This window comes from Streptomyces sp. JL2001 (assembly GCF_050917515.1).
Taxonomy (GTDB): domain Bacteria; phylum Actinomycetota; class Actinomycetes; order Streptomycetales; family Streptomycetaceae; genus Streptomyces.
In genome coordinates this window covers 4,047,329-4,072,577 of the sequence record NZ_CP169421.1, presented here as the reverse complement: position 1 = coordinate 4,072,577, position 25,249 = coordinate 4,047,329, and the positions used below count along the sequence as shown (strand labels likewise).

The 25,249-nt window shown below is 74.5% G+C and carries 26 protein-coding genes; 17 read left to right on the top strand and 9 right to left on the bottom strand.

Annotated features, from left to right (window positions below; translation table 11 throughout):
* The first annotated feature begins 33 nt into the window (after positions 1-33).
* The 3 genes from ACE1OA_RS18120 to ACE1OA_RS18110 are packed head-to-tail and all read left to right on the top strand — an operon-like array spanning position 34 to position 3,625.
* Positions 34-1,476, top strand: coding sequence for a cobalamin biosynthesis protein CobG (locus ACE1OA_RS18120; protein ID WP_432754075.1), 1,443 nt, complete (start codon positions 34-36; stop codon positions 1,474-1,476).
* A gap of 14 nt (positions 1,477-1,490) precedes the next feature.
* Positions 1,491-2,126 carry a precorrin-8X methylmutase gene (locus ACE1OA_RS18115; protein ID WP_356609023.1) on the top strand — a complete coding sequence of 212 codons (636 nt, stop codon included), beginning with the start codon at positions 1,491-1,493 and terminating at the stop codon, positions 2,124-2,126.
* A complete protein-coding gene (locus tag ACE1OA_RS18110) occupies positions 2,123-3,625 on the top strand; it encodes a precorrin-2 C(20)-methyltransferase (RefSeq protein ID WP_384874238.1) in 1,503 nt (500 codons plus the stop codon). The genes ACE1OA_RS18115 and ACE1OA_RS18110 overlap by 4 nt, the downstream gene beginning before the upstream one ends.
* Positions 3,626-3,686: 61 nt before the next feature.
* Here ACE1OA_RS18110 and ACE1OA_RS18105 read toward each other — a convergent pair whose 3' ends face one another.
* Positions 3,687-4,424, bottom strand: a complete 738-nt coding sequence (locus ACE1OA_RS18105; protein WP_432753066.1) for a cobalt-precorrin-6A reductase — start codon at positions 4,422-4,424, stop codon at positions 3,687-3,689.
* 12 nt (positions 4,425-4,436) lie between these two features.
* Between ACE1OA_RS18105 and ACE1OA_RS18100 the strand changes: the two genes are divergently transcribed.
* On the top strand, positions 4,437-5,564 hold the full coding sequence (locus tag ACE1OA_RS18100; RefSeq protein WP_432753065.1) for a cobalt-precorrin-5B (C(1))-methyltransferase: 1,128 nt from the start codon (positions 4,437-4,439) through the stop codon (positions 5,562-5,564).
* Between the two features lie 77 nt (positions 5,565-5,641).
* Here the strand turns inward: ACE1OA_RS18100 and ACE1OA_RS18095 are convergent, their stop codons facing one another.
* Positions 5,642-6,316 (bottom strand): hypothetical protein, encoded by a 675-nt coding sequence (locus ACE1OA_RS18095; RefSeq protein WP_432753064.1) that lies wholly within the window; start codon positions 6,314-6,316, stop codon positions 5,642-5,644.
* Between the two features lie 126 nt (positions 6,317-6,442).
* Here ACE1OA_RS18095 and ACE1OA_RS18090 point away from each other — a divergent pair, with 126 nt between their 5' ends.
* On the top strand, positions 6,443-6,517 hold the full coding sequence (locus ACE1OA_RS18090; protein WP_371657075.1) for a 50S ribosomal protein bL37: 75 nt from the start codon (positions 6,443-6,445) through the stop codon (positions 6,515-6,517).
* A 146-nt stretch (positions 6,518-6,663) separates the two neighbouring features.
* On the opposite strand, the gene cobM is transcribed toward ACE1OA_RS18090, so the two are convergent.
* Both cobM and cbiE read right to left on the bottom strand, forming a co-directional pair.
* Positions 6,664-7,413 (bottom strand): precorrin-4 C(11)-methyltransferase, encoded by a 750-nt coding sequence (gene cobM, locus ACE1OA_RS18085; protein WP_356774998.1) that lies wholly within the window; start codon positions 7,411-7,413, stop codon positions 6,664-6,666.
* Positions 7,414-7,432: 19 nt separating this feature from the next.
* On the bottom strand, positions 7,433-8,665 hold the full coding sequence (gene cbiE, locus ACE1OA_RS18080; RefSeq protein ID WP_432753063.1) for a precorrin-6y C5,15-methyltransferase (decarboxylating) subunit CbiE: 1,233 nt from the start codon (positions 8,663-8,665) through the stop codon (positions 7,433-7,435).
* Positions 8,666-8,892: 227 nt separating this feature from the next.
* Here cbiE and ACE1OA_RS18075 point away from each other — a divergent pair, with 227 nt between their 5' ends.
* From ACE1OA_RS18075 to ACE1OA_RS18060, 4 genes are all read left to right on the top strand, one after another.
* Entirely contained in the window at positions 8,893-9,984 is a 1,092-nt protein-coding gene (locus tag ACE1OA_RS18075) for an LLM class flavin-dependent oxidoreductase (RefSeq protein WP_356609025.1), read from the top strand.
* Between the two features lie 3 nt (positions 9,985-9,987).
* Positions 9,988-10,611, top strand: a complete 624-nt coding sequence (locus tag ACE1OA_RS18070; protein WP_386543859.1) for an FMN reductase — start codon at positions 9,988-9,990, stop codon at positions 10,609-10,611.
* A gap of 67 nt (positions 10,612-10,678) precedes the next feature.
* Entirely contained in the window at positions 10,679-11,104 is a 426-nt protein-coding gene (locus tag ACE1OA_RS18065; protein ID WP_356608979.1) for a universal stress protein, read from the top strand.
* Positions 11,105-11,211: 107 nt separating this feature from the next.
* The gene (locus tag ACE1OA_RS18060; RefSeq protein WP_356608981.1) at positions 11,212-11,583 is read left to right on the top strand and encodes a VOC family protein; all 372 of its coding nucleotides are present in this window, start codon (positions 11,212-11,214) and stop codon (positions 11,581-11,583) included.
* Between the two features lie 76 nt (positions 11,584-11,659).
* Here ACE1OA_RS18060 and ACE1OA_RS18055 read toward each other — a convergent pair whose 3' ends face one another.
* From ACE1OA_RS18055 to ACE1OA_RS18045, 3 genes are all read right to left on the bottom strand, one after another.
* A complete protein-coding gene (locus ACE1OA_RS18055; protein ID WP_356608983.1) occupies positions 11,660-12,526 on the bottom strand; it encodes an ABC transporter permease in 867 nt (288 codons plus the stop codon).
* On the bottom strand, positions 12,523-13,575 hold the full coding sequence (locus tag ACE1OA_RS18050) for an ATP-binding cassette domain-containing protein (RefSeq protein ID WP_432753062.1): 1,053 nt from the start codon (positions 13,573-13,575) through the stop codon (positions 12,523-12,525). Before ACE1OA_RS18050 ends, ACE1OA_RS18055 begins: the two co-directional genes overlap by 4 nt.
* A 129-nt stretch (positions 13,576-13,704) precedes the next feature.
* On the bottom strand, positions 13,705-15,417 hold the full coding sequence (locus ACE1OA_RS18045) for an FAD-dependent monooxygenase (RefSeq protein ID WP_432753061.1): 1,713 nt from the start codon (positions 15,415-15,417) through the stop codon (positions 13,705-13,707).
* 377 nt (positions 15,418-15,794) lie between these two features.
* On the opposite strand from ACE1OA_RS18045, the gene ACE1OA_RS18040 reads away from it, so the two are divergent.
* Together ACE1OA_RS18040 and ACE1OA_RS18035 are read left to right on the top strand one after the other, a co-directional pair.
* Entirely contained in the window at positions 15,795-16,505 is a 711-nt protein-coding gene (locus tag ACE1OA_RS18040; protein WP_386543865.1) for a DUF4232 domain-containing protein, read from the top strand.
* 174 nt (positions 16,506-16,679) lie between these two features.
* Positions 16,680-17,228 (top strand): hypothetical protein, encoded by a 549-nt coding sequence (locus tag ACE1OA_RS18035; protein WP_432753060.1) that lies wholly within the window; start codon positions 16,680-16,682, stop codon positions 17,226-17,228.
* Between the two features lie 36 nt (positions 17,229-17,264).
* On the opposite strand, the gene ACE1OA_RS18030 is transcribed toward ACE1OA_RS18035, so the two are convergent.
* Positions 17,265-17,675 (bottom strand): hypothetical protein, encoded by a 411-nt coding sequence (locus ACE1OA_RS18030; RefSeq protein WP_386546584.1) that lies wholly within the window; start codon positions 17,673-17,675, stop codon positions 17,265-17,267.
* Between the two features lie 160 nt (positions 17,676-17,835).
* Positions 17,836-19,164, bottom strand: a complete 1,329-nt coding sequence (locus ACE1OA_RS18025; RefSeq protein WP_432753059.1) for a PLP-dependent aminotransferase family protein — start codon at positions 19,162-19,164, stop codon at positions 17,836-17,838.
* A gap of 82 nt (positions 19,165-19,246) precedes the next feature.
* Between ACE1OA_RS18025 and ACE1OA_RS18020 the strand changes: the two genes are divergently transcribed.
* The 6 genes from ACE1OA_RS18020 to ACE1OA_RS17995 all read left to right on the top strand — a co-directional run bounded on the left by ACE1OA_RS18020 (position 19,247) and on the right by ACE1OA_RS17995 (position 25,170).
* Positions 19,247-20,041 carry an alpha/beta fold hydrolase gene (locus ACE1OA_RS18020; protein WP_356608997.1) on the top strand — a complete coding sequence of 265 codons (795 nt, stop codon included), beginning with the start codon at positions 19,247-19,249 and terminating at the stop codon, positions 20,039-20,041.
* Positions 20,042-20,117: 76 nt separating this feature from the next.
* Positions 20,118-20,543, top strand: a complete 426-nt coding sequence (locus ACE1OA_RS18015) for a DUF7144 family membrane protein (RefSeq protein WP_147979728.1) — start codon at positions 20,118-20,120, stop codon at positions 20,541-20,543.
* A 7-nt stretch (positions 20,544-20,550) separates the two neighbouring features.
* Positions 20,551-20,985, top strand: a complete 435-nt coding sequence (locus tag ACE1OA_RS18010; protein ID WP_356608999.1) for a hypothetical protein — start codon at positions 20,551-20,553, stop codon at positions 20,983-20,985.
* Positions 20,986-21,251: 266 nt separating this feature from the next.
* Positions 21,252-21,491, top strand: a complete 240-nt coding sequence (locus tag ACE1OA_RS18005) for a DUF2630 family protein (protein WP_147979735.1) — start codon at positions 21,252-21,254, stop codon at positions 21,489-21,491.
* 40 nt (positions 21,492-21,531) lie between these two features.
* Complete coding sequence (locus ACE1OA_RS18000; protein WP_432753058.1) at positions 21,532-23,499, top strand: FUSC family protein; 1,968 nt, start codon at positions 21,532-21,534, stop codon at positions 23,497-23,499.
* A gap of 198 nt (positions 23,500-23,697) precedes the next feature.
* Entirely contained in the window at positions 23,698-25,170 is a 1,473-nt protein-coding gene (locus tag ACE1OA_RS17995) for an APC family permease (RefSeq protein WP_432753057.1), read from the top strand.
* The last annotated feature ends 79 nt before the right edge of the window (positions 25,171-25,249 follow it).

Sequence of the window (25,249 nt, the reverse complement as noted above, 5' to 3'; positions counted from 1 at the left end):
CCGCGCAGGGATGGCGCCCGGAACGACGTGGGTATGCTCGCCGCCATGCCGCCCACCCCACCCACAACGCCCAACCGGGGCGAACCGTTCATACGGGACCGTGGCGACGCCTGCCCGGGGGCCCTGCGCCTGCACCCCGCCGATGACGGCCGCCTGGCCCGACTCCGCCTGCCCGCAGGCATTCTGACGGCATATCAGGCGCAAGTCCTGGCCGAAGCGGCCCGGACGCTGGGCGACGGGCGGATCAGTGTCACGTCGCGCGGGAACGTCGAGCTGCGGGGCCTCGGCGAAGGCTGCGGGACGGAGCTGGCGGAGCTGCTTTCGGACGCCGGCCTGCTGCCCTCCGCGGCGCACGAACGCATCCGGAACATCGTCGCCTCGCCCCTGGCCGGAGCGGACGGAATCGGCTGCGGAGACGTGCAGTTGTGGGCGCGCGAGCTCGACGGGCTGCTGTGCGGGGAGACGTGGACGACGGCGCTTTCCGGCCGATTCCTCTTCGCTCTCGACGACGGCCGCGGAGACGTGGCCGGCCTGGGCGCGGATGTGACCTTGTTCTCAGCGGGGCCCGCCACGGGATCCCCGGCGGACGACGGGACGGCTCCCCCGGCGGACGACGTCCTCGTGCGGGTGGGACGCCGGACCTTCCGCATCGCGCGGGCCGACGCGGCCCGTGCGGCGCTCGCCGCGGCGGACGCCTTCCTCGTCGCCGCGCGGGCGGCGGGCACGGGTGCCTGGCGCGTGAAGGAACTCCCCGAGGGGGTCGAGCCCGACCTCGCGGACGCCCTGCGCCGCGCGGGCGTCCCGGCGCGGCCCGCGGACGCCGTCCGGACACCGGGACGGGCCGCCGCCGCACCTCCGCACACCCCCACCGGACCTCTGGCCACGCAGACCGGACCCGTCGGCACCGGCCGCCCCGCCTTCGCCGGCCCGCTGCCCGGAGTCTTCGGGCATCCGGTCTCCGGCGACCACGCCGTCTCCGTCGCCCTGCACCTGGGACGTCTGACCGCCGCGCAGTTGAGGGCACTCGCTCCCGAACCGGCCCCCGCCGGAGGCGCCGTCGGCGAGTTGCGGCTCACTCCCTGGCGCGGAGCCGTGGTGACCGGGTTCGCCGACCGGGCCGCCGCCGAGGCCCGACTCGCCTCGCTCGCCGAGGCCGGTCTGCTCACGCGGGCGGACTCGCCCTGGCTCGGCGTCGGCGCGTGCACCGGCCGTCCCGGGTGCGCGAAGTCCCTCGCCGACGTCCGCGCGGACGCGACCCCGGGCCGGGGCGGCGGCGGACTCCCCGTCCAGTTCTCCGGGTGCGAGCGGCGCTGCGGGCACCCGCACGGCACGACCGGCGGCGCCCTCCCGCGCACCTGGGTGGACGTCGTCGCCACCGCCGACGGCCACTACCTGGTGGACGGGCGCCCCACCCCTCGTACAGACCTCCCCGACGCCGTCGCTGCGGCACGCGGCCCGTCCACACCCACGAGATGAGCGAGAGCAACAGGATGTTCGACTACGAGAAGGACGGGGCGGAGATCTACCGCCAGTCCTTTGCCACGATCCGTGCCGAGGCGGATCTCGCGGGTCTGCCCGCCGACGTCAGCCAGGTCGCGGTGCGGATGATCCACGCCTGCGGCATGGTCGACCTCGTCCGGGACCTCGCGTACTCGCCGCAGGTCGTCTCGCGTGCCCGCGCCGCCCTGCGCGCCGGCGCGCCGATCCTCTGCGACGCGCAGATGGTCGCGAGCGGGGTCACCCGCAAGCGCCTGCCCGCCGGCAACGACGTGGTCTGCACCCTCTCCGACCCCTCGGTGCCCGCACTCGCGGCCGAACTGGGCACGACCCGCAGCGCGGCGGCCATGGAGCTGTGGCGCGACCGCCTCGAAGGCTCGGTCGTCGCCATCGGCAACGCGCCCACCGCCCTCTTCCGGCTCCTGGAGATGGTGGAGAAGGGCGCGGGCCGGCCCGCGGCGGTGCTCGGCATACCCGTCGGCTTCATCGGCGCCGCCGAGTCGAAGGACGCGCTGGCCGCCCAGGACCTCGGCCTCGACTACCTCGTCGTACGGGGCCGGCGCGGCGGCAGCGCGATGACCGCGGCCGCCGTCAACGCGATCGCGACCGAGGAGGAGATCCAGGCATGAGCGGCAAGCTGTACGGCGTGGGCCTCGGCCCCGGCGACCCGAACCTGATGACGCTGCGCGCCGCGCAGGCCATCGCCGAGGCGGACGTGGTCGCGTACCACTCGGCCCGCCACGGCCGCTCCATCGCCCGGTCGATCGCGGCGGAGCACATCCGCGAGGACCACATCGAGGAGCGGCTGATGTACCCGCTCACGGTGGAGACCACGGACCATCCCGGCGGCTACCGGGGCGCGCTGGACGACTTCTACGAGGAGGCGTCGGCGCTGCTCGCCGCGCACCTCGACGCGGGCCGCACGGTCGCCGTCCTCGCCGAGGGCGACCCCCTCTTCTACGGCTCGTACCAGCACATGCACAAGCGCCTCGCGCACCGCTACGAGACCGAGGTGATCCCCGGCGTGACCTCGGTCAGCGCGGCGGCGGCGCGGCTCGGCGAGCCGCTGTGCGAGGCCGAGGAGGTCCTGACGATCATCCCCGGCACGCTGCCGGAGGACGAGCTGACGGCCCGCCTCGCGGCCACGGACTCGGCGGTCGTGATGAAGCTGGGCCGGACCTTCCCGACCGTACGCCGGGCCCTGGAGCGGGCCGGCCGCATCGACGACGCGCGGTACGTGGAGCGCGCGACGATGGCGGGCGAGCGGACGGGCGCCCTGGCGGACATCGACCCGGACTCCGTCCCGTACTTCTCGGTGGCCGTGCTGCCCTCGCGGATCGACGCGGTGGCACCCGAGTCCCGGGAGCGGGGCGAGGTCGTCGTGGTCGGCACCGGCCCGGCGGGCGCGCCGTGGCTGACGCCGGAGTCGCGCGGCGCGCTGGTCAACGCCGACGACCTCGTCGGCTACACGACCTACCTGGACCGGGTCCCGGTCCTGCGGGCCGACCAGCGGCGCCACGGCTCCGACAACAAGGTCGAGTCCGAGCGCGCCGAGTTCGCCCTCGACCTGGCCCGGCGCGGCCGGCGCGTCGCGGTCGTCTCGGGCGGCGACCCGGGTGTCTTCGCCATGGCGACAGCCGTCCTGGAGGTCGCCTCGGAGCCCCGGTACGCGGACGTGCCCGTGCGGGTCCTGCCCGGGGTGACCGCGGCGAACGCGGCGGCAGCGGCGGCGGGCGCCCCGCTCGGCCACGACTACGCGACGATCTCGCTCTCCGACCGCCTCAAGCCCTGGGACGTGATCGCGGAGCGGCTGCGCGCGGCGGCCTCCGCCGACCTGGTGCTGGCGCTGTACAACCCGGGCTCCCGTTCCCGCACGCACCAGGTGGCGGCGGCCCGCGAGCTGCTGCTCGACCTGCGCTCCCCCGAGACGCCGGTGGTCGTGGCGCGTGACGTGGGCGGCCCGGAGCAGTCGGTCCGGGTGGTCACGCTGAAGACGCTGGAGCCGTCGGAGGTCGACATGCGCACGCTGCTGCTGATCGGCTCGTCGCAGACGCGCGCGGTGGACCGCGGTGACGGCCGGACGATCGCCTGGACCCCGCGCCGCTACCCGGAGCCGGCGCAGGGCTGAGGCGCCCGCGCGCCGGACGGCCGAGGCGCGGCGGCCGGCCCGCCTCCCGGGGCTCCCGGGCCTACGCCGGCCCGGTCCGGCCGAGCACCCAGGCGGCGGCCTCCTCGGGGGTCGCCGCCGTCGGGACGCCGTGCGGGACCGGGGGGCGGCGGACGATCACGACGGGGATCCCCGCCTCGCGGGCCGCGGTCAGCTTCGGCGCCGTCGCGGCGCCGCCGCTGTCCTTCGTCACCAGGACGTCGACGTGGTGGCGGCGCAGCAGCTCCCGTTCCCCGTCGAGGGTGAACGGGCCCCGGTCCAGCAGCAGCTCCGCGCGGGCCGGCATCGGGGCGTCGGGGGCGTCCACCGAGCGGACCAGGAACCACTGGGGGCAGGCGGCGAAGGCCGCCAGGCCCAGGCGTCCCGTCGTCAGGAACACCCGCTCGCCGAGACCGGCCAGCCGGGAGGCCGCGTCGTCGAGCGACGCGGCCTCGTACCAGTCGTCGCCCGCCACCGGGACCCAGCCGGGCCGGCGGAGCGCCAGCAGGGGAACATGGGCGGAGGCGGCCGCACCGGCCGCGTTGAAGCTGATGTGCTCCGCGAAGGGATGGGTGGCGTCGATGACCGCGTCCACACGGTGCTCGGCCAGCCACGTCGCCAGCCCCTCCGTGCCGCCGAACCCGCCGACCCGAACCTCGCCCACCGGCATCCGGGGACGGGCGACCCGGCCGGCCAGGGAGCTGGTGACGCGGACGCCCGGGTGGAGCGCCTCGGCCAGGACCCGCCCCTCGGTGGTCCCTCCGAGTATCAGTATGTGCATGGGAGTCCATCCATGAGCTCAGGCGGCGGGCGCGACGCCCAACTCAAGCACACGGGTCTGCGCCCGGGCTGGACGACCGGCGCCTGCGCGACGGCGGCGACCACGGCCGCGTACACGGCGCTGCTGACCGGCGAATTCCCGGACCCGGTCACCATCACGCTGCCGCGCGGCGGGCGCCCGGCCTTCGCCCTGGCGGCGGAGGAGCGCACGGCGGGACGGGCCATGGCGGCGGTCGTCAAGGACGCGGGCGACGACCCGGACGTGACGCACGGCGCGCTGGTCCGCTCGACGGTACGGCTCCTGCCGCCCGGCTCCGGCGTCGTCTTCCGGGCCGGCCCGGGCGTCGGGACGGTGACCCTGCCCGGCCTGCCCCTGGAGGTCGGCGAGCCGGCGATCAACCCCGTGCCGCGCCGCATGATGACCGAGCATGTCGCCGAGGTCGCCGCCCTGCACGGCGCCCCGGGCGACGTCGAGATCACGGTCTCCGTCGACCACGGCGAGGAGATCGCCCGCTCGACCTGGAACCCGCGGATCGGCATCCTCGGCGGCCTGTCCATCCTCGGCACGACCGGCATCGTCGTCCCGTACTCCTGCTCGGCGTGGATCGACTCCATCCGCCGCGGTGTGGACGTGGCCCGCGCGGCCGGGCTGCGCCACGTGGCCGGCTGCACCGGCTCCACCTCGGAGAAGACCGTCGCCACGCTCCACGAACTGCCGGAGATCGCCCTGCTCGACATGGGCGACTTCGCGGGCGCCGTGCTCAAGTACATCCGCCGCCACCCGGTCGACCGCCTCACGATCTGCGGCGGCTTCGCCAAGCTCTCCAAGCTGGCGGCGGGCCATCTGGACCTGCACTCGGCCCGCTCGCAGGTCGACAAGCCGTTCCTCGCGGAGCTGGCCCGTTCGGGCGGCGCGTCCGAAGCCCTGGCCGCGGAGATCTCCACGGCGAACACGGGCCTCGCGGCGCTGCGCCTGTGCGAGGCGGCCGGGGTCCCGCTCGGCGACCTGGTGGCCACGACGGCCCGCGACGAGGCCCTCGCGGTGCTGCGCGGCGCCCCGGTCGCGGTGGACGTCGTCTGCATCGACCGCGCGGGCACGGTGGTGGGCCGGTCCGGCACCAGAGGGCCCGGCCGGGACTGACCCACCGGCGGACCGGCGCACGGACGACCGGCGCACGGGCGGGACCGGCCCAGGGGAGGCGTGCCCGGGCGGGGCGCTCAGCCGACCGGGTAGCCGATCTCCGCGATCTCACCGGCCAGGCCGGGCAGCGTCACGTCCGCGTTGAGCGCCGCGACCACCTCGTCCGTCAGCGGGCGCAGGGCCAGGACGTGGCGGACCGCCTCCAGGTCGACCCGGACCTCGTAGTACTCCTCCGCCCAGTCGCGGTACGCCTCCGCCGACCGGTCCACCAGCAGCTCGAACAGATCGTCCGCGCCGTCGGCCGGGTCGTCCGCCTCGGTGGGGAAGTCGACCTCGCCCGCCCGCCAGGCCGTGTCACCGGTCTCCCGCCACAGGCAGGCGGTGGCGAGCGGCAGCCCGTCCTCGTCTGCGAACGCCGGCTCCTCCAGGTGCCGCCGGAAGACCTCGGGCACCTCGTCGAGCACACCCGGCCAGGGCCGCGGCTCGGTGTGCCGGGCGTAGGGGCTCATCGGGGACTCGTGGGCGAAGCCGCGCAGGTAGGCGCCGTCGGCGGAGAAGACGAGGAACCAGTCGTCCCCCTGCCCGTCCCGCATCGACGCCATCTCCCCGTCGTCCGACCAGCCGCAGTCGAAGGAGTAGTACCGGTCGGCCCACTCGGGGCTCAGGACGGCCTCCAGCATGGCCAACCCCCGGCAGTGGTCGCGCAGGACCCCGATGCCCGGAAGCCGCCGGGCCACGTCGTGTACGGTCACGCGCCGATTCAAGCCCACGGCACTGACAGTCACCGGGCCGCCGGTGCGGACGCGGGCACCGGATGCGGCCCGCACCCGTCGAACCTAGGCTTGCCAGGGCAATGCCCCCGACGGAGAGGTACTCCCATGTCGAAGCGAGGCAACAAGCGCCGGGCCCGCAAGAAGAAGAGCGCGAACCACGGCAAGCGGCCCAACACCTGAGAGGCCCGAGCCGGTGTCCGCACGGGGCCGGCACGTCGTACGCCGACGTGCCGGCCCCGGCGCGTGCCGGAGCGCCGTCACGGGCCGCCGGCACCACCGGGGACGGCACGGGAGCCCCGGACGTCCGGGCTCCCGGGACGGCCGGCTCAGCAGACGTGCCGCTCCCGCGCCGGGTCGTAGAGGTGGCTGTCGCGGAACTGGGAGGCCGCGAGCGTGCGCCCGACCAGGATGACCGCCGTCTTCGTGATGCCGGCCTCCTTCGTCTGGGCGGCGATGTCCTCCAGGGTGCCGCGCAGCACGATCTCGTCCGGGCGGCTGGCCATGGCCACGACCGCCGCCGGGCAGTCCGCGCCGTAGTGCGGCAGCAGCTCGTCGACCACGCGGTCGACGTAGCGCGCGGCCAGGTGCAGCACGAGGAGGGCTCCGCTGCGGCCCAGCGTCGCCAGGTCCTCGCCCTCCGGCATGGGGGTGGCCTGCTGGGCGATGCGGGTGAGGACGACGGTCTGGCCGACGGTCGGGACCGTGAGCTCCCGCTTGAGCGCGGCCGCCGCGGCGGCGAAGGCCGGGACGCCGGGGACGACCTCGTAGGGGATGCCGACCGCGTCGAGCCGGCGCATCTGCTCGGCGACCGCGGAGAAGACGGACGGGTCGCCCGAGTGCAGCCGGGCCACGTCCTGGCCGGCCTCGTGGGCGGCGACGATCTCGGCGATGATCCGGTCCAGGTCCAGGTCGGCGGTGTCGACGAGACGCGCGTCCGGCGGGCACTCGGCGAGCAGCTCGCGGGGGACCAGGGACCCGGCGTAGAGGCAGACCCCGCAGGACGCGAGCGTCCGCGCACCGCGCACGGTGATCAGGTCGGCGGCCCCGGGTCCGGCGCCGATGAAGTAGACGGTCATGGTGCTGCTTCTCCCTTGGTTACGGACCCTTGGTGACGGACCACTGCGTGACCGGCATGGCCTGGCGCCAGCCCGTGAAGCCGCCCACCGGCACGGCCTGGGCGACCGCGAGCCGGACCAGCTCGCCGCCGTGCCGGCGGTAGTGGTCCGCCAGCAGCGCCTCGGACTCCAGCGTCACCGTGTTGGCGACGAGCCGGCCGCCGGGCGGCAATGCCTCCCAGCAGGCTTCGAGCAGGCCGGGCGCGGTCAGACCGCCGCCGATGAACACCGCGTCGGGGGTGGGCAGCCCGGCCAGCGCGGCGGGCGCCGGGCCGGTGACCACGCGCAGGGCCGGTACGCCGAGGGACGCCGCGTTGCGGGTGATGCGGGCGGCCCGCTCGGCGGACCTCTCCACCGCGACCGCCCGGCACGAGCGGTGTGCCCGCAGCCATTCGATGCCGATCGAGCCGGAGCCGCCGCCGACGTCCCAGAGCAGCTCGCCGGGTGCGGGGGCCAGCGCGGCCAGCGTCGCCGCCCGGACGTGCCGCTTGGTGAGCTGGCCGTCGTGCTCGAAGACCTCGTCGGGGAGGCCGGGCGTCAGCCCGAGCCGCGGCGCGTCGGCGGACCGGACGCAGTCGAGCGCGACGATGTTGAGCGGGTCGGCGGCCTCGTCCGGGGACCAGCCGTCCGCGGTGGTCTCCACGATCCGTTCGTGCGGGGAGCCGAGCCGTTCCAGGACCCGCAGCCGGCTGGCGCCGTAGCCCTTGCGCCGCAGGAGGTCCGCGACCTGTGCCGGGGTCCGGGCGCCGGCGCTGAGGACGAGCAGCCTGCGGCCGTCGTGCAGCGCGGCGGACAGGGTGTCGAGCGGCCCGGTCACCAGGGAGACCGTCTCCACGGCCTCCAGGGGCCAGCCGAGGCGGGCGCAGGCGTGGGAGACCGAGGACGGGTGGGGCAGGACGTGCAGCCGGTCGGCGCCCACGGTCTCGGTGAGGGTGCGGCCGATCCCGTGGAACATCGGGTCACCGCTGGCGAGGACCGCCACCCGCCGCCCTTCGTGGGCCGCGAGCAGCCCGGGCACGGCGGGCCGCAGCGGGGAGGGCCAGGCGACGCGCTCGCCGGGGCACTCGGCCCTGGGCAGCAGGTCGAGCTGGCGGGGGCCGCCGATCAGGACCTCGGCGGTGCGCAGGGTGCGGCGGGAGTTCTCGGGGAGTCCGTCCCAGCCGTCCGCGCCGATTCCGACGACCGATATCGCAGGTGGGGGAACGGTGCTCACGTCGCCGAACTCTACGGGAGCCCTTCCGGGCACCCCCTGCTGGGCGTGGCCCGCCCGTTCCCGCCCGGGTCCGGGAGCGGCACCGGGTCCGGAGGCGGCATGGGGTCCGGCACCAGGTCCGGAAGCGGTCCGGCGGTCCCCGGAATACGACGTGGGGGTGCGCGGTTGGACCGGATGGTTTAAGATTCAACCACAACGCAGAAGCAGGAACGCGAGAGGTGAGCACGATGCAGTTCGGGATCTTCACCGTCGGGGACGTCACCACCGACCCCACCACCGGCCGCACCCAGACCGAGCACGAGCGGATCAAGAACACCGTCGCCATCGCGCTCAAGGCGGAGGAGGTCGGGCTCGACGTCTTCGCCACGGGCGAGCACCACAACCCGCCGTTCGTCCCCTCGTCGCCCACCACCCTCCTCGGGCACATCGCGGCGCGGACCGAGAACCTGATCCTGTCCACCTCCACGACGCTGATCACCACCAACGACCCGGTGAAGATCGCCGAGGACTACGCCACCCTCCAGCACCTCGCGGACGGCCGCGTGGACCTGATGATGGGCCGCGGCAACACCGGCCCGGTCTACCCGTGGTTCGGCCAGGACATCCGCCAGGGCATCCCGCTCGCCATCGAGAACTACGCGCTCCTCCACAGGCTGTGGAGGGAGGACGTGGTCGACTGGGAGGGCAAGTTCCGCAGCGCCCTCCAGGGCTTCACCTCGACCCCGCGCCCGCTGGAGGACGTCCCGCCGTTCGTCTGGCACGGCTCGATCCGCTCCCCCGAGATCGCCGAGCAGGCCGCGTACTACGGTGACGGCTTCTTCGCCAACCACATCTTCTGGCCCAAGCAGCACACCGAGAAGATGGTCCGCCTCTACCGCCAGCGGTACGCGCACTACGGCCACGGCACCGCCGAGCAGGCGATCGTCGGCCTCGGCGGCCAGGTGTTCCTGCGGAAGAACTCCCAGGACGCGGTACGGGAGTTCCGCCCGTACTTCGACAACGCGCCCGTCTACGGCCACGGCCCGTCGCTGGAGGAGTTCACCCGCGAGACCCCGCTGACCGTCGGGTCCCCCCAGGAGGTCATCGAACGGACGCTGTCCTTCCGTGAGTACGTGGGCGACTACCAGCGCCAGCTCTTCCTGGTCGACCACGCCGGTCTGCCGTTGAAGACCGTCCTGGAGCAGCTCGACCTGCTCGGCGAGGAGGTCGTCCCGGTGCTGCGCAAGGAGTTCGCGAACCTGCGGCCGGCCGGCGTCCCGGAGACCGCCCCGCTCCACCCCGCGGTCACCCGCACCCGCACCGACGCCCGGGAGGCGTGAACCATGCAGACCCTGAAGCTGGTCGCCGTGTCCGCCGGGCTCAGCAGCCCGTCGTCCACCCGCCTGCTCGCCGACCGGCTCGCCACCGCCGCCGAACGGCGCCTCACCGAGCAGGAGTACATCGTCGAGGTCCAGGTGGTCGAACTGCGCGACCTCGCCCTGGACATCGCGAAGAACTTCGTCAGCGGCTTCCCCTCGGGCGGGCTCCAGGCGGCGATCGACGCGGTGACCGGCGCGGACGGGGTCATCGCGGTGACCCCGGTCTTCACCGCCTCCTACAGCGGGCTCTTCAAGTCCTTCTTCGACCTGATCGACCCGGCTGCGCTCACCGGGAAGCCGGTCCTGATCGGGGCCACCGGCGGCACCGCCCGCCACTCGCTGGTGCTCGACCACGCCCTGCGGCCGCTCTTCGCCTACCTGCGGGCCCTCGTCCTGCCGACCGCGGTCTACGCGGCCTCGGAGGACTGGGGCGCGGGCGGCGACGAGTACACGGACGGCCTGCCGTCCCGCATCCTCCGGGCGGGCCAGGAACTGGCGGACGCCGTGGCGGCCCGCCCTGCCGCCGCGGCGGAGGACGACGAGGTCGTCCCCTTCGAGCGGCAGCTCGCCGACCTGCGCCTGGATTAGCGCCCTTTGTTACGTTGGGGACATCGGGGGCAGGCGTACCGGACGACGAACGGAACGGAGGCCGACGATGGCCGGCAGGATCGTGGTGGGCGTGGACGGCTCGGAGCAGTCCCTGAAGGCACTCGCATGGGCGGCCGCGCAGGCGGCCCTCACCGGTGACTCGCTGCAGGCGGTCATCGGCTGGGAGTACCCGGCGTCCTGGGCCACGCTGATGCCGGGGGTGCCACCGGAGTTCGACCCCGAGCAGCTCGCGAAGCAGATCCTGGACGAGTCCCTGGAGCAGGCCCTCGCTCCGGAGGTCGCCGCCACGGTCACCCGGACGGTCGTGGGCGGCAACGCGGCCCAGGCCCTCGTCGACCAGGCCGCGGGCGCCTCGCTGCTGGTCGTCGGCGACCGGGGACACAGCGGCTTCAAGGCCGCGGTGCTCGGCTCGGTCTCCACGAACGTCGCCCAGCACGCGCCCTGCCCCGTGGTGGTCGTCCGGGGCGGGTGATCCGGCGGGATCGCAGGACACGCCCGAGGGGCGCCGCGCGTCCGTGGGACGCGGGGCGCCCCTCGGGCGCATGATGGCGGGGAGTCCGCGCGCACCCAGGAGCCCCCATGGACATCAAGCTGGAACTGATCGGCGTCCCGGTCACCGACATCGACCGGGCCAAGGCCTTCTACGAGAAGGTCGGTTTCCACGCCGACCACGACATCCCGGTGAGCGACGAGATCCGCTTCGTCCAGCTCACCCCGCCCGGATCGGCCTGCTCGATCGCCCTCGGCAAGGGCATCACCGACATGGCGCCGGGCTCGCTCGACAACATGCAGGTCGTCGTCGCCGACATCGAGGAGGCCCATCGCGACCTCAGCGCCCGGGGCATCGAGGTCAGCGACATCGACGACCAGCCCTGGGGCTCCTTCGTCTACTTCGCCGACCCCGACGGCAACCGCTGGTCGGTCCAGCAGACCACGCCCCGCCAGACCTGACCGGCCGTCGGGACGACCGGTCCACCCGGCTGCCGGTGGACCGGACCGGACCCCGGACGGGTGTCACCGACGGGTGTCACCTGCGGTTGTAGAGCCGCATCGTCAGCGGTCCGAAAACCAGCACGAGCAGGGCCGACCAGCCCAGCGACCAGGCGATCGCCGACGCCGGCCACTCGCCCGCCATCAACTCCCGCACCGCCGTCGCCAGATGCGTCACCGGGTTGTTGTTCACGAAGGCCTGGAGCCAGCCGGGCATGGTCGCCGGGTCCACGAAGACGTTGGACAGGAACGTCACGGGGAAGATCACCATCATCGAGACGCCCATGACCGACTTCTCGCTGCGCAGCAGCAGTCCGCACATGGTCCAGATCCACGAGAACGCGAAGGCGAACACCAGCAGCAGGGCCACTCCCAGCAGGACGCCGAGCACCCCGCCGTCCGGCCGGTAGCCGATGATCACGCCGACCGTGAGCATCACGACCGAGGCGATCAGATACCGGACCACGTCACCCAGGAGATAGCCGACCATCGGCGCCGGCCGCCAGATCGGCAGCGACCGGAAACGGTCGAAGACGCCCTTCTGGATGTCGGTGTTGACGGAGACCCCGGTGTACATCGTGATCATCACGACGCTCATCACCAGGATGCCGGGCAGCAGGAACTGGACGTACTCCGAAACCGACCCGGCCAGCGCGCCCCCGAAGAGGTACGCGTACATCAGCACCAGCATGATCGGGAACGCCGTCACGTCGAAGAGCTGCTCCGGCACGTGCTTGATCTTCAGCAGGGCGCGCCAGCCGAAGGTCAGGGACGCGGACAGCGCCCCGGGCCGTGGCGGGCGCTCGTGGCCGACGAGGAGCGCGGCGAGTTCGTCGGCGCGCGGGGCCTCGAAGGCGAGGGCGTCGGTCTGCCGGGTGTCCTTGGCGGTGGTGACGGTGCTCATGCCGGCGTTCCCTTCGTGCCGGTCGGGTCGGCGGGATCCGTGTCGTCGGTGGTGGTGGTGTCGGCAGCGGCGCCGGCGGGCGCCGTACCCGTCGGGCCGGACTCGGTGAGCGCGAGGAACACCTCGTCCAGGCTGGGCTGGCCGAGGCCGAAGTTGTCGACCGTGATCCCGGCCCTCGCCAGCTCGGACAGGGCACGGGCGGCCTGTTCCGCGGCACCCAGGTCCGTGCCGTGGCCGTCGACGGTGGCGGTGAGGGCGACCGGGTCCGGGTCGAGCTGGACCGAGGCCCGCAGGGCGCTCGCGAGGATCCGCTCGGCGGCCGGGCGCTGCTCGGGGTCCCGCAGCCGCACGTGCACCGATCCGGAGCCCACCGATGCCTTCAGCTCCCCCTTCGTACCCTCCGCGATCACCTTCCCGTGGTCGATCACGGCGATGCGGGAGGCCAGCTGGTCCGCCTCGTCGAGGTACTGCGTGGTGAGCAGCACGGTGGTGCCCTGCGCGACGACCGTGCGGACGATGTCCCACACCTGGTTGCGGCTGCGCGGGTCGAGGCCGGTGGTCGGCTCGTCGAGGAAGAGCAGGTCGGGGATGTTGAGGAGGGACGCGGCGATGTCGATGCGCCGGCGCATGCCGCCCGAGTAGTTCTTGACCTGCCGGCCGGCGGCCTCGGCGAGCCCGAACGCGGCGAGCAGCCGCTCCGAGGACTCCCGGGCGGCGGCGCGGGAACGGCCGAGGAGCCGGCCGAGCAGCACCAGGTTCTCGGTGCCGGTCAGGTCCTCGTCGACGGAGGCGTACTGGCCGGTGAGGCTCACCCGGCTCCGTACGGTGTCGGCGTCGCGCACCACGTCCTTGCCGAAGACCCGGGCGCGGCCGCCGTCCGGGCGCAGGAGGGTGGCGAGCATCCGCACGGTGGTCGTCTTGCCCGCGCCGTTGGGGCCGAGTACGCCGTAGACGGTGCCGGCCGGGACGCGCAGATCGATGCCGTCGACGGCACGGTTCGTACCGAAGACCTTGACCAGGCCCTCGGTCTCGATGGCGAGGTCGGTCATGCGTCTCCTCCGGAGGGGGGCGGGGCCGCTCCGACCAGTCTCCGCCGCCCTCGCGTCCGGCGCCAGACGGCGGACGGGGCCGGGTCACCGGGGCGCACCCGGCGGCGCGCGGGCCGTCACCCCCCGCGCTCACGGACGCGCCACGGCGACGCCCCACAGGGCCGCGTGGTAGGCGGCGACGGCCTGGGCGGTGTCGCCGAGGGGGAAGCGGGCGGCGAGATGACCGTCCGGGCGGACGAGGAACCCGGTCGGCCCGTCGGGGCGGTAGAGGCGGGCGAACTCCCCCGCGGCGTCGCGGTACGCGGCGACGGACGAGGCGGCCGGGGCGGTGACCGGCGGTGCGGTGGCCGGTGCCGCGTCGGCGTCGGACCGCGGGGCCTCGCGGGGGAGGAGCGTGACGGTCACCGGGGCCGTTCCGGCGGCCCCGCCCGCCGCGGCGGCCGATGCCTCGGCCGGTCCGGTCGTGTCGGGTCCGTACAGGATCAGCACGTGGCCCGTGCGGCCGCGCAGGACGTCCAGCAGGCGCAGCGGAAAGGTGGCGAGAGCCGTGGTCAGACCGCCGCAGTCGGGGGCCCGGTCGCCGGGCTGGGGGGCGTCGGGCGGTCCGTACGGCGGTCCGGCGAGCGGCCCGCCTCGATAGTTCACGAGCAGCTGGGCCTCGCGCAGCATCACCGTCCGCGGGTCGTCGGGGTCGGCCTGGACGCCCTGGTGGGCGTGCCGGACGGTCCGGCCGACGACCTCCTCGCCGATCGGGCGGCGTTCGGCGTCGTAGCCGGCGAGCAGGGCGGGCCCGGCCTCCCCGCGCAGGACGAGGGCGAGCTTCCACGCCAGGTTGCAGGCGTCCTGGATGCCGGTGTTCATGCCCTGGGCGCCGGTGGGCGGATGGATGTGCGCGGCGTCGCCCGCGACGAAGACCCGGCCGTCCCCGTAGCGGTCGACGATCCGGTGGCTGATGCGGAAGACGGACGACCACCGCATGCGGGACACGACGGCGGGGCGGGGGGCCAGCCGGTCGACGACGGCCTGGATGTGGCCCAGTTCCGGGCGCCGGGCGCCCTCCAGGCCGTGGGCCACGCCGTCGCCCCGGGCGGGCGCCCCGTCCGCGGCTCCGGCGGCGAGCTCGGGCGGGACCAGCATCGACATGCGGTAGCGGCGGACGCCCGGCAGCGGGATGCAGACCAGCAGGTCGTCCGTGGCGCCGTCGTCGCTCCGGTGCAGCGAGCGCACGCCGTATCCGGCCGGCAGGTCCCAGTCCGTCTCGACGTCGGCGAGCATGTACTCCTCCGGGAACGCCCCGCCCTCGAAGGACAGCCCCAGCCCCTTCCGGACGCTGCTGTGGGCGCCGTCGCAGCCCACCAGGTAGCGGGCCCGGACCTCCTCCTCGACACCCGCCGCGGTGCGCAGCCGCGCCGTCACGCCGTCCTCGTCCTGGGCGAACGAGAGCAGCTCGGTGCCGCGCTCGATGACCGTCCCCAGGCCCGCGACGTACTCCTCCAGGAGGCGTTCGGTCTCGTACTGCGGCAGCGCGGCGAAGGTGTAGGGCACCTCGGGCGGCAGCACGAGGTCGATCCGGCCCGCCTCCTGCCCGTTGAGGTACATCAGCTGGCCGCGCATCGGCACGGCGGCCTCCAGCACCGCCCGGACCAGTCCCATCCGGTCCCAGATCTCCAGGGTGCGCGGCTGGATGCCGACGGCCTTGGCGTACGGGAGGCGGGCCGGCAGCCGGTCGACGAGCCGGCAGCCCACCCCGCGGCGGCGGAGCTCGGCGGCCGCGCTCAGTCCGACGGGGCCGGCGCCCACGACCAGCACGTCGAGTATGTCCGTTCCTCGGGTGTGCGCCACGGGTGCCTCCCAGTGCTCTCCCCCTGGCGGTGGCCGGCCCCGGGCCGGTCCCGTAACCCATGGTCACCCCGCTGGGCGCGCCCAGCGAGCGGGCGGGAGACCGCGGGGGAGGCGGCGGCGCATGACGGAGAACGCCGGCGCCGAGCCCCGCGGATGGGCGCGCGGGGCGACGGGGAAGCCGTCCGGCCGTCCCGTTCCACCGTTCCAGGGTCGACCGTTCTCGCAGGTCACGTGCCCTGGAACGTTCCCGCGTCCCAGATCGGCGGGCTGCTCTGGCGGTGGGGTCGGCGGCCGGGCCAGTGTGTGGCCCAGGGCAGCCCGGGCCGACCGGCGCACCGCCCTCCACACCGATCGCACCACGTCACGGGGGAGTTCCCATGCGTACGTTCCGTCACCGCACCACCGTCCTCGCCGCCGCGGCCACCGCCGCTCTCGCCCTCACGCTGACCGCCTGCGGCGGAGAGGACGGATCCGGCGCCGCCAAGTCCGCCGGCACGCAGGACGGCGGCGCACCCGCCGCCTCCGCCACGCCGGGCACCGGGGCCGCCGCCTCGGGAACGTCCGGTACCGGCGGCTCCGGCACGCCGGGCACGAGCACGTCCGGCGGCTCCGGCACGTCCGGCGGCACGGGCGCCTCGAAGGCCGCCGCCAGGCCGAAGGTCGCGACCACACCGGCCTGCACCCCGAAGGACGTCACCCTGCGCGCCGACCGTCAGGACGGGCCTCCCTACACCCACATCGTGCTCACGGCGAAGAACACCTCGGGCCGCACCTGCCGGCTGGACGGCTTCCCGGAGATCCAGTTCCTGGAGAGCCACCGCGAGGACGTGCCCGCCGTCGCCAAGAGCAAGCCCCCGACCCCGGTCGTCCTCGCCGCGGGCGACCCGGCCTACGCGCTGGTACGGCTCTCGGACGGCGGCGTCCACGAGGACAACGAGCCGGTGTCGGACTTCTCCGTCACGCTCCGGGGCAGCGACGACGTGATCGCGGTCCGCGCCCCGGGCGACGGCGGCATCGCCGTCGACCCGGCGCAGTGGAAGACCGGCTACTGGACCTACGAGCTGCGCAACGGCGCCGACGAGTTCTGAGCAGCGCCGGAACGGCGTTCCGGGACAGGACCGGGGCCGTCCGGCCGCACCTCACGGGTGTGGCCGGACGGCCCCGGTCGCCGCTGCCGGACGAGGCCGTGTCCGCCGCGCGGCGGAGACGGTCCGCACGGCAGGACGACGTCCGGACCCCGCCCCCGGCGCGAGTCTGGAGCCATGCCGATGATGATGAAAGCCCTTCCGGACGTACCCCGTTGGGCCGTGCTCGCCGCCCACTCCGTGCCGCTGATCGTGCTGCCCTCCGGGCTGTGGCCGATCGCCCTCACGCTCGGCCTGCCCGTCGCGCACACCGACCCGACGGGGCTGGGGCAGGCCACCTTCCAGATCGGGCTCACGGTCGTCGGCGAGCTGCTTGCCTTCCTCACCCTCGGTCTGGTCCGGCCCTGGGGCGAGGTGTTCCCGAAGCGGCTGCCGTTCCTCGGCGGTCGCCCGGTCGGCGCGACCGGGGCGACCGCGGCTGCCCTGGCCGGGGCGCTCGGACTCCTCGCGCTGACGGGCTGGTTCACCTACGTGGCGTGCGCGGGGCTCGGGCAGGGCGCGACCGGCACACACACGGAAGGCCCGGTCCAGGAGGCCCTGTTCCTGGTCTGCTACCTGCCGCTCGTCGCCTGGGCCCCGCTGCTGGCCGCCGTGGCGGTCGCCTACCACCGCCGCCGGACCGGAGCCCGTACCGCTGCACGCACCGGCGTGGGCGCGCACCGCTGAACCAGCGGTGCGCGCCCACGACGAGGGCCGCCGCGGCTACGGTGTGCGCCGCACGGGCCGCCGGGGCACGTCCTCGTGCGTGTAGAGGAGGTAGAACGCGGCGAGCGTGACGCACGCCCCCACGACCAGGCCGAGGACGGTCGCGGACCAGATGCTCGCGTCGGAGAGGCTGTAGAGGAAGCCGATCGCGATGCCCGCGAGCGCTCCCCACGCCGCCGCGTGCGGTTCGCGCGGGATCACGTGGCCCCACCTCCGCAGCGCGTACACACTGCCGGCCAGCACGAGTCCGGAAACCACTCCGAGCAGGACCAGTCCCCAGGTGAGGACGCCGCCTTCGCGCGGGATGGCCGCCGCGTAGATGCCGTAGGCGAGGCCCAGGGTGACCGGCAGACCGAAACCGTGTGTGCTCAGGTGCCGTCGTGCGGGCACCGCTGCGTGTGCGGCCATGGCAGGGCTCCTTCCCTCTCGCCCCCTCCACCCTCAAGGGCACACCCGGGCCACCTCCCGCGCAACCCGGCCCGCGGGCCCCGCGGACCGCCTCGGGAGGCCGCCCGCACCGTGACCGCGCCGATCTCGAAGAGCGTGCCCGGACCGCCGCCGGTCTCGCTCAGGGTCCTGCGGCGGCCAGCGACGCCAAGCGGGCCAGCGCCCGGTCCAGGATCTCCGGCGGCGGAGAGGCGAGGCCGACCCGGACCGCGTCGGGTGCCGTGCCCGCACCCACCGCGAAGGCACTGCCGGGCGTCACCGCCACGCCCGCACGGGCGGCGGCCGCGACGAAGGTCTCCGCCCGCCAGGGGCGGGGAAGGTCCCACCAGCAGAAGTAGGCGTGCGGGGCGGTGCGGATCGCGTACGCGCCCAGGTGGCGCCGGACCGATTCCCCGCGGGCCGCCGCGTCGGCCCGCTTGGCCGCCGCGACCCGCGCGACCGTCCCGTCCCCGGCCCAGCGCGTGGCCGCCGCCAGCGCGAGGCCGCCGGCCGTCCACGCCCCGGAGCGCAACACCGCGGCCAGCGCCTCCCGCCGAGGGGCGGGCGCCACCAGATAGCCGACCGTGAGCCCGGGGGCGAGCCGCTTCGAGAGGCTGTCGACGAGGATCACCCGATCCGGCGCGTGCGCGGCCAACGGCGCCGGGGCGTCCGGCTCCAGGAACGCCCAGGTGGTGTCCTCGACCGCCGTGAGGCCCGACTCTCGCAGTACGTCGGCGAGTTCGGACCGGCGACGCGAACTCATCGTCGTCGCCGTCGGGTTGTGCAGGGTCGGCTGGACGTACACGGCGGCGAGCGGGGTCGCCCGGTGCGCCGCGGCCAGCGCGTCCGGGCACATCCCCTCGGTATCGGTGGCGATCGGCACCAGCCGGACACCGAGCCGCTCGGCCACCGCCTTGACCAGCGGATACGTCAGTTCCTCGACGCCCAGGCGGCCGCCGGGCGGCACGAGGCAGGAGACCGCCGCCGCGATGGCCTGGCGGCCGTTCCCGGCGAAGAGCACCCCGTCGGGTCCGGGCGCCCAGCCCGCGCGGGCGAGAACCCCCGCCGCGGCCTCCCGGGCCGGAGCCGTACCGGCGGCGGCCGCGGGGCGCCCCGTCGCCTCCCCCAGCACGTCGGCCCGCGCGAGCGACGCGAGCGCCGGACCCATCAGCTCCGACTGCCCCGGCACCACGGGGTAGTTGAGCTGGAGGTCGACGGGCGCGGCGCCGGTGGCCTCGGCGAGCGCGGGGCCCGGCAGCGGCGGAGCCGCCCGGACGAAGGTGCCGCGTCCCACCTCGCCGACGACCAGGCCCCGACGGGCCAGCTCTCCGTACACGCGGATCGCGGTCGAGCCGGCGATGCCGTGGCGCCTGGCGAACACCCGTTGCGGCGGGAGCCGGTCGCCGGGCCGCAGCCGGCCGTCCGCGATCCGCTCCGCCACCCGGTCGGCGATCCGGCGGTAGTCGTCCATCACGACCCCCTCTCCCGAGCACATTGCACCGAGAGCAAAGATTCTATTGCACCGACCTCAGCGCTCTGCCTAGCCTCTGACCATGCCTTCCGCAGAGATCGACGGACTCACGATCGGCTACGAGGACAAGGGCACGGGCCCCGCGCTCGTCCTCGTCCACGGCCATCCCTTCGACCGCACCATGTGGCGCCCGCAGACCGAGCGCTTCGCCGCCTCGCACCGGGTCGTCGTGCCCGACCTGCGCGGCTACGGGACGACCACGGTCGTCCCCGGCACCACCCCGCTGACCGCCTTCGCCGAGGACCTCGCCGCCCTCCTCGACCACCTCGGGATCGACCGGTTCGTGCTCGGCGGGCTCTCCATGGGAGGCCAGATCGTCATGGAGTGCTACCGCCTCTTCCCCGAACGCATCCGTGGGCTCGTCCTCGCCGACACCTTCCCGGGCGCCGAGACCCCGGAGGGCAAGGCCGCCCGCAACGCCCTGGCCGACCGGCTGCTCGCCGAGGGCATGCGCGGATACGCCGACGAGGTCCTGGACAGGATGGTCGCCCCGTACAACACCCACGCGGCGCCGCACGTCCACCGGATGATGTGCGCGACCGACCCGGAAGGCGCGGCGGCCGCCCTGCGCGGCCGGGCCGAACGCCCCGACTACCGCGCCCTGCTCGCCACCGTCTCCGTACCGGCCCTGGTGGTCGTCGGCCGCGACGACGCGTACACCCCGGTCGCGGACGCCGAGGCCATGCACGCGGCGCTGCCGGACTCCACGCTCGTGGTCGTCGAGCGGGCGGCGCACCTGCCGAATCTGGAGCGGCCGGAGGAGTTCGACGCGGCCCTGGCGGCGTTCCTGGCCACCCTCAGCCCCTCGGGGCGGTGACGCCCGCACGGGATCCGTTCACCCGTTCGGCTCAGTTGACAGGTGATCCCGGGCCGACGGCCGGAGCATGAGGCTCATGAGCCAGAACACCGCATCCCCCGAGCCGAGCACCAAGAGCGCGTGGGCCTCCGGCGGCACGCTGTTCGCGGGTGTCCTCATGCTGGTCATCGGCATCATGGACATCATCTGGGGCATCGCCGGGATCGCCGAGGACGACGTCTACACGCGTGTCGGCGACTACACCTTCAAATTCGACCTGACGTCCTGGGGCTGGATCCACCTGATCCTCGGGATCATCGTGGTCCTCTCCGCCTACGGAATCCTCAAGGGCACGGAATGGGGACGGGCCGCGGGCATCACGCTCGCCGCCCTGAACACGATCGCCCACTTCCTCTCCCTGCCCTACCAGCCCTGGTGGTCGCTGTTCACCATGGCCATCTCGATCTTCGTGATCTGGGCGCTGGCCACGGACACCCAGTCCTTCGGACGGACGAAGGGCTGAGCCCCAGGTGAACCGCACCCGAGCCGGGGCCCTCGCCGCCGCGTCCGCGCTCCTCGTCGTCCCCCTCACCGGATGCGACGAGGTCAAGGAGACAGCCGGGGACATCGTGGCCACCGCGACGGCCGCGGCGGCCTCGGCAGCCCAGGAGAAGATGAACGAGGTCAAGGACGGGGTGAACGCCACCGGCGACGTCAAGGCCGGGGCCACGAAGCCCGACGGCGACCGGACCGTCTCCGAGATCACCGCGACCAACCCCACGGACAAGCAGGCCGACTACACGGTCTGGGTCAACTTCCGCGACGACCAAGGGAACCTGCTCGACGCGGTCGTCCTGAACATCGGCGGCGTCGCACCGGGCGCGTCGAAGAACGGCACCGCGCGCAGCAACCGGACGCTCTCCGGCACCACGAAGGCCGAGATCGGCCAGGCCCTGCGGCACTGACGCCGCGACGGGACGGCGGGCGGCCCCGGCCGCCCGCCGTCCCGCGCGCCCCGGAGACCGCCTCCCGCTCCGTGCCGCCCGCCGGCCGTACGGGAGGAGGCGGCTGCCGGGGCGCCACCGTGCGGGGGGGACCCGCTGGTCGGAGCCGGTCCCGCCGGCACGGCACGAGCCGCCCCCAGGTCCTGTCCGGGCCCGGCCGTACGGAGGCGGGCGTGCTCGACCTGCACGCCGGGCGCCGATCGGCCACGCTTGAGTACATGGACCCCATGTACGACGACGCGCAGATCCTCGGGAACATCGGCTCCCTCGTCGAGGAGGAGCGCGCCCTGCGCGAGCGGGTGGGCGGCCTGCTCGCGGAGGAGCGGTCCCGGCTCGCCGAGCTGGAAGTGCAACTGGACCAGTGCTGGGACCTGTTGCGCCAGCGTCGCGCGAAGGCGGAGTTCGGCGAGGACCCGGACACGGCGGCCGTCCGCCCGGCGGCGGAGGTGGAGGGATACCGCAACTGACGTGGAGGACCGGCAGGGACCGGGACCCGTAAGGGGAGGAATGGCACGACCTGCGGGACTCAGCCCGCCACCCTGGCTCACCGCGGGCCTGCGCCCGCAACCCGCACCCGTCCCCTGGGCCGCCGTCGCCCGCGCCTCGGTCGCGCTCGCCGCACCGCTCGCCGTCGGCTTCGCCCTGGACCAGCCCGTGTCCGGGGCCCTGGTCTCGATGGGCGCCCTGTCCGGGGTCATCGGCGACACCGCCGACGCGTACCGGATGCGCTTCTACAACATCGCCGTCCCCCAGCTCTTCGGCGCCCTCGGCGTCACCCTCGGATCCCTGGTCCACGGCCAGGGCTGGCTCGCCGTCGCCGTCCTCACCGTGATCGCGCTGGTCTCCGGGATGATCTCCTCGATCGGCGCGGTGGCCTCCGTCTCGGGTCTGCTGCTCCTCCTGAACGCCGTCGTCGGCGCCGGCCTGCCCCTGCCCGACCCCTGGTGGAAGGCCCCCTTCCTGCTCACCCTCGGCGGCGTCGTCGTCCTCGCGCTGACCCTGCTCGGCTGGCCGCTGCGCGGCGGGGTCCCCGAACGCACGGCGGTCGCCGGCACCTACCGCGCCGTCGCCGTGCTGTTCGAGGCCGCGGGCTCGGACACGTACGACGAGAAACGCCGGGCCGTCACCACCTCGCTCGACCAGTCCTACGACCTCGTCCTGGCCCGCCGCGCCCGCCAGCACGGCCGCACCCCCGTCCTGGTGCGCCTGCTCGCGCAGCTGAACGTGGTGATCCCGCTGGTGGAGGCCGCGCCGGCCGCGCACCTGGCGGCACGCCGCTTCCACCGGCCGGTGCCCCCGGAGATCCCGGCCGCGGTCCGCGACCTGGCCGACGCCGTCGAGGAGGGCCGCACCGGCACCCCCGTCCTGGACCTGCCCGACGCCGCGCGCCCCTCCGAGAAGGCCGTCGACCAGGCCCTGCGCCACGCGGCGACCGTCGTCCACGAGGCTGAGCCCGACCCGTACGACGTCGACGACCGGCTCGGCCGCCCCGCCGCCCTGCGCATCCGGTTCCGCCGCACGACCCGCGCCGTCCTGCTGTCCGAATCCTCCTGGCGCTACGGCCTGCGGCTCGCGCTCTGCATCGGCCTCGCCCAGTCGCTGGTCTCCCTGGTGCCCGTGCCCCGCTCGTACTGGGTCGCCCTCACCGTCACGTTCGTGATGAAGCCCGACTTCGGCTCCGTGTTCTCCCGCGCCGTGCTCCGCGCTCTCGGCACCGCGGCCGGGCTCGCCGTCGCCGCGCTGCTGCTGGCCGAGCTGGAACGCGGCTGGTGGGACGTGCCGGTGATGCTGGTGCTCGGGGGACTGATCCCGGCCTTCTCCGCGAAGGGCTACGCCTTCCAGACCGCGGCGATCACCCCGGTCATCCTGCTGCTCTCCGACCTGCTCAACGAACAGGGCGTCGACCTGGTCCTGCCCCGGCTGTACGACTCCCTCATCGGCTGCGCCATCGCCCTGATCGCCGGCTACCTGCTGTGGCCGGAGTCCTGGCACACCCGGATCGGCGACCGGCTCGCCGACGCGGTCGCGGACACGGCCACATACGTGACCTGCGCCTTCGATCCGGTGCAACAGAGCCAGGCGGTCCGCGTCCGGGCCCGGCGCGCCCTGTACCGGGACCTGTCGGCCGTCCGCTCGGAGTTCCAGCGGGCCCTGACCGAGCCGCCGCCGACCGGCACCCTCGCCACCGCCTGGTGGCCCCTGGTCGTCGCCGTGGAGCGGATCGTCGACGCGACGACCGCCGCCCGGGTCCGCGTCGAGCACGGCGCCGCGCCACCGGATCCCTCCGAGGTCACCGCCGTCGAACGGCAGTTGCGCGAACTCGCGGACGGACTGCGCAGCAGCAGCGTCCTGGTGGAGGTGCGGGCCGAGCTGCTGGGCGACGAGGAAGGGGTGCTCGCACCCCTGCGCCAGGAGGTCCGGGCGGCCCGCGCGATCGCCACTCCCCGCGGCGAGAACGACCCGGACGGAACCTAAACCCGCCGCCTGGGGCGCACGGATGCCCTTACCGGCGGTCACCCACGAGAACCCTCCCCGCCGCCGTTACCGGATTCCACCGGGGCGACTACGATGCGCTCGATTCACCTTGATCCGCGCTCACCGGAGCGGTCAACCGACCCGATGACACGGTCATCTCGTCCTGCACCACCTCCCGTGCCACCCAAGGACATTGCCATGCGCACCACCACCGGCAGAGGGCTCCAGCCCAATGTCCTCGGGACGTTCGACACCACCGTCATGGCGGTCGCGGGCAGCGCACCCGCCTACTCGCTGGCCGCCACCACCGCCGTCCTGTTCGGGGCAGTCGGCCTGGCCGGACCCGCGGCGCTGCTCTACTGCGCGATACCGATGCTCGGCATCGTCCTCGCCTACGCCCGCCTGGGCCGGATCGACGTCAACGCGGGCGCCGGCTACTCCTGGGTGGGCCGCACGCTGCACCCCTTCCTCGGCTTCCTCTCCGGCTGGGCCCTGGTGGTCGCCGCGACCGTCTTCATGGTCGCCGGATCGCTGCCCGCCGGAGCACTCACCCTCTCCCTCTTCGACGCCGGCCTCGCCGAGAACACACCGCTGTCGGCCGCCGTCGGCTTCGGCTGGTTCCTGCTCATGCTGCTGGTCGTCCTCGGCGGCGCCCGGCTGACCGTCCGCGCCCAACTGCTCATGTCGGGCGTCGAGATGCTCATCCTCGTCGGCTTCGTCCTGGCCGCGTTGCTGCACCGCGGGCACGCCGTCGCCTTCGACTGGTCCTGGCTGGGCCTCGGCCACTTCGACGGCCCCGCCGGTTTCGCCTCCGGCGCGCTGATCGCCGCGTACTACTACTGGGGCTGGGACGTCACCAGCAACCTCAGCGAGGAGACCCGCGACAGCAGGCGCACCGCCGGGCTGGCCGCGCTCGTCGGCGTCGGCGTGGTCTTCCTGCTCTTCGAGGCGTTCACCATCGCCGTCAACATCCTGCTGACCGCGGAGCAGATCGAGGCCGGCGGCGCGGGCGTCCTGGCCGTGCTCGGCCAGGAGATCTGGCCGGGTGTCGGCGGCAAACTGCTGATCGTGGCCGTGCTGCTGTCCACGATCGCCACCCTGGAGACCACCCTGATCCAGGTCACCCGCTCCCTGTTCGCGATGGGCCGGGACCGGACGTTGCCGGCCGCGCTCGGCACGGTCCACCGCCGCTGGAACACGCCGTGGGTGGCGATCGTCGCGGTCGGCGGGGCGGCTCTCCTGATGTTCGGCGCGGCGGCCGCAGCCGGCTCGATGGGACAGATCCTGGAACACGCCGTCGCCGCGATCGGCCTCCAGATCGCCTTCTACTACGGGCTTGCGGGGATCGCCGCCGTCGTCGCCTACCGCGGGATGCTCCTCGGCTCGGTGCGCAACCTCCTCCTCGGCGGCGTCTGGCCGCTGCTCGGGTCCGCCTTCATGTTCTGGGCGTTCGCCGAGTCGCTCGGCGAACTGTCCACGCCCTCCCTGGTCATCGGTCTCGGCGGACTCCTCGTCGGCGTGGTCCCGATGATCGTGTACTGGCGCAAGGGCAGTTCGTACTACCGCCCCGCCCGGCTGGACGCCGCCCGGGCGCTCGCCGCGGCGGAGCCGTTCGCGCCGAGCAGCCCGCGCGCCCGCCGTCCGGACGAGACCCTCGCCACCGACTTCTGACCACCGCCCCGCCGCCGACCGCCCACTTCGCCGAACCGCCGGCCCGCCGGCGACGTACTCAGCACCACGACCGTCACCG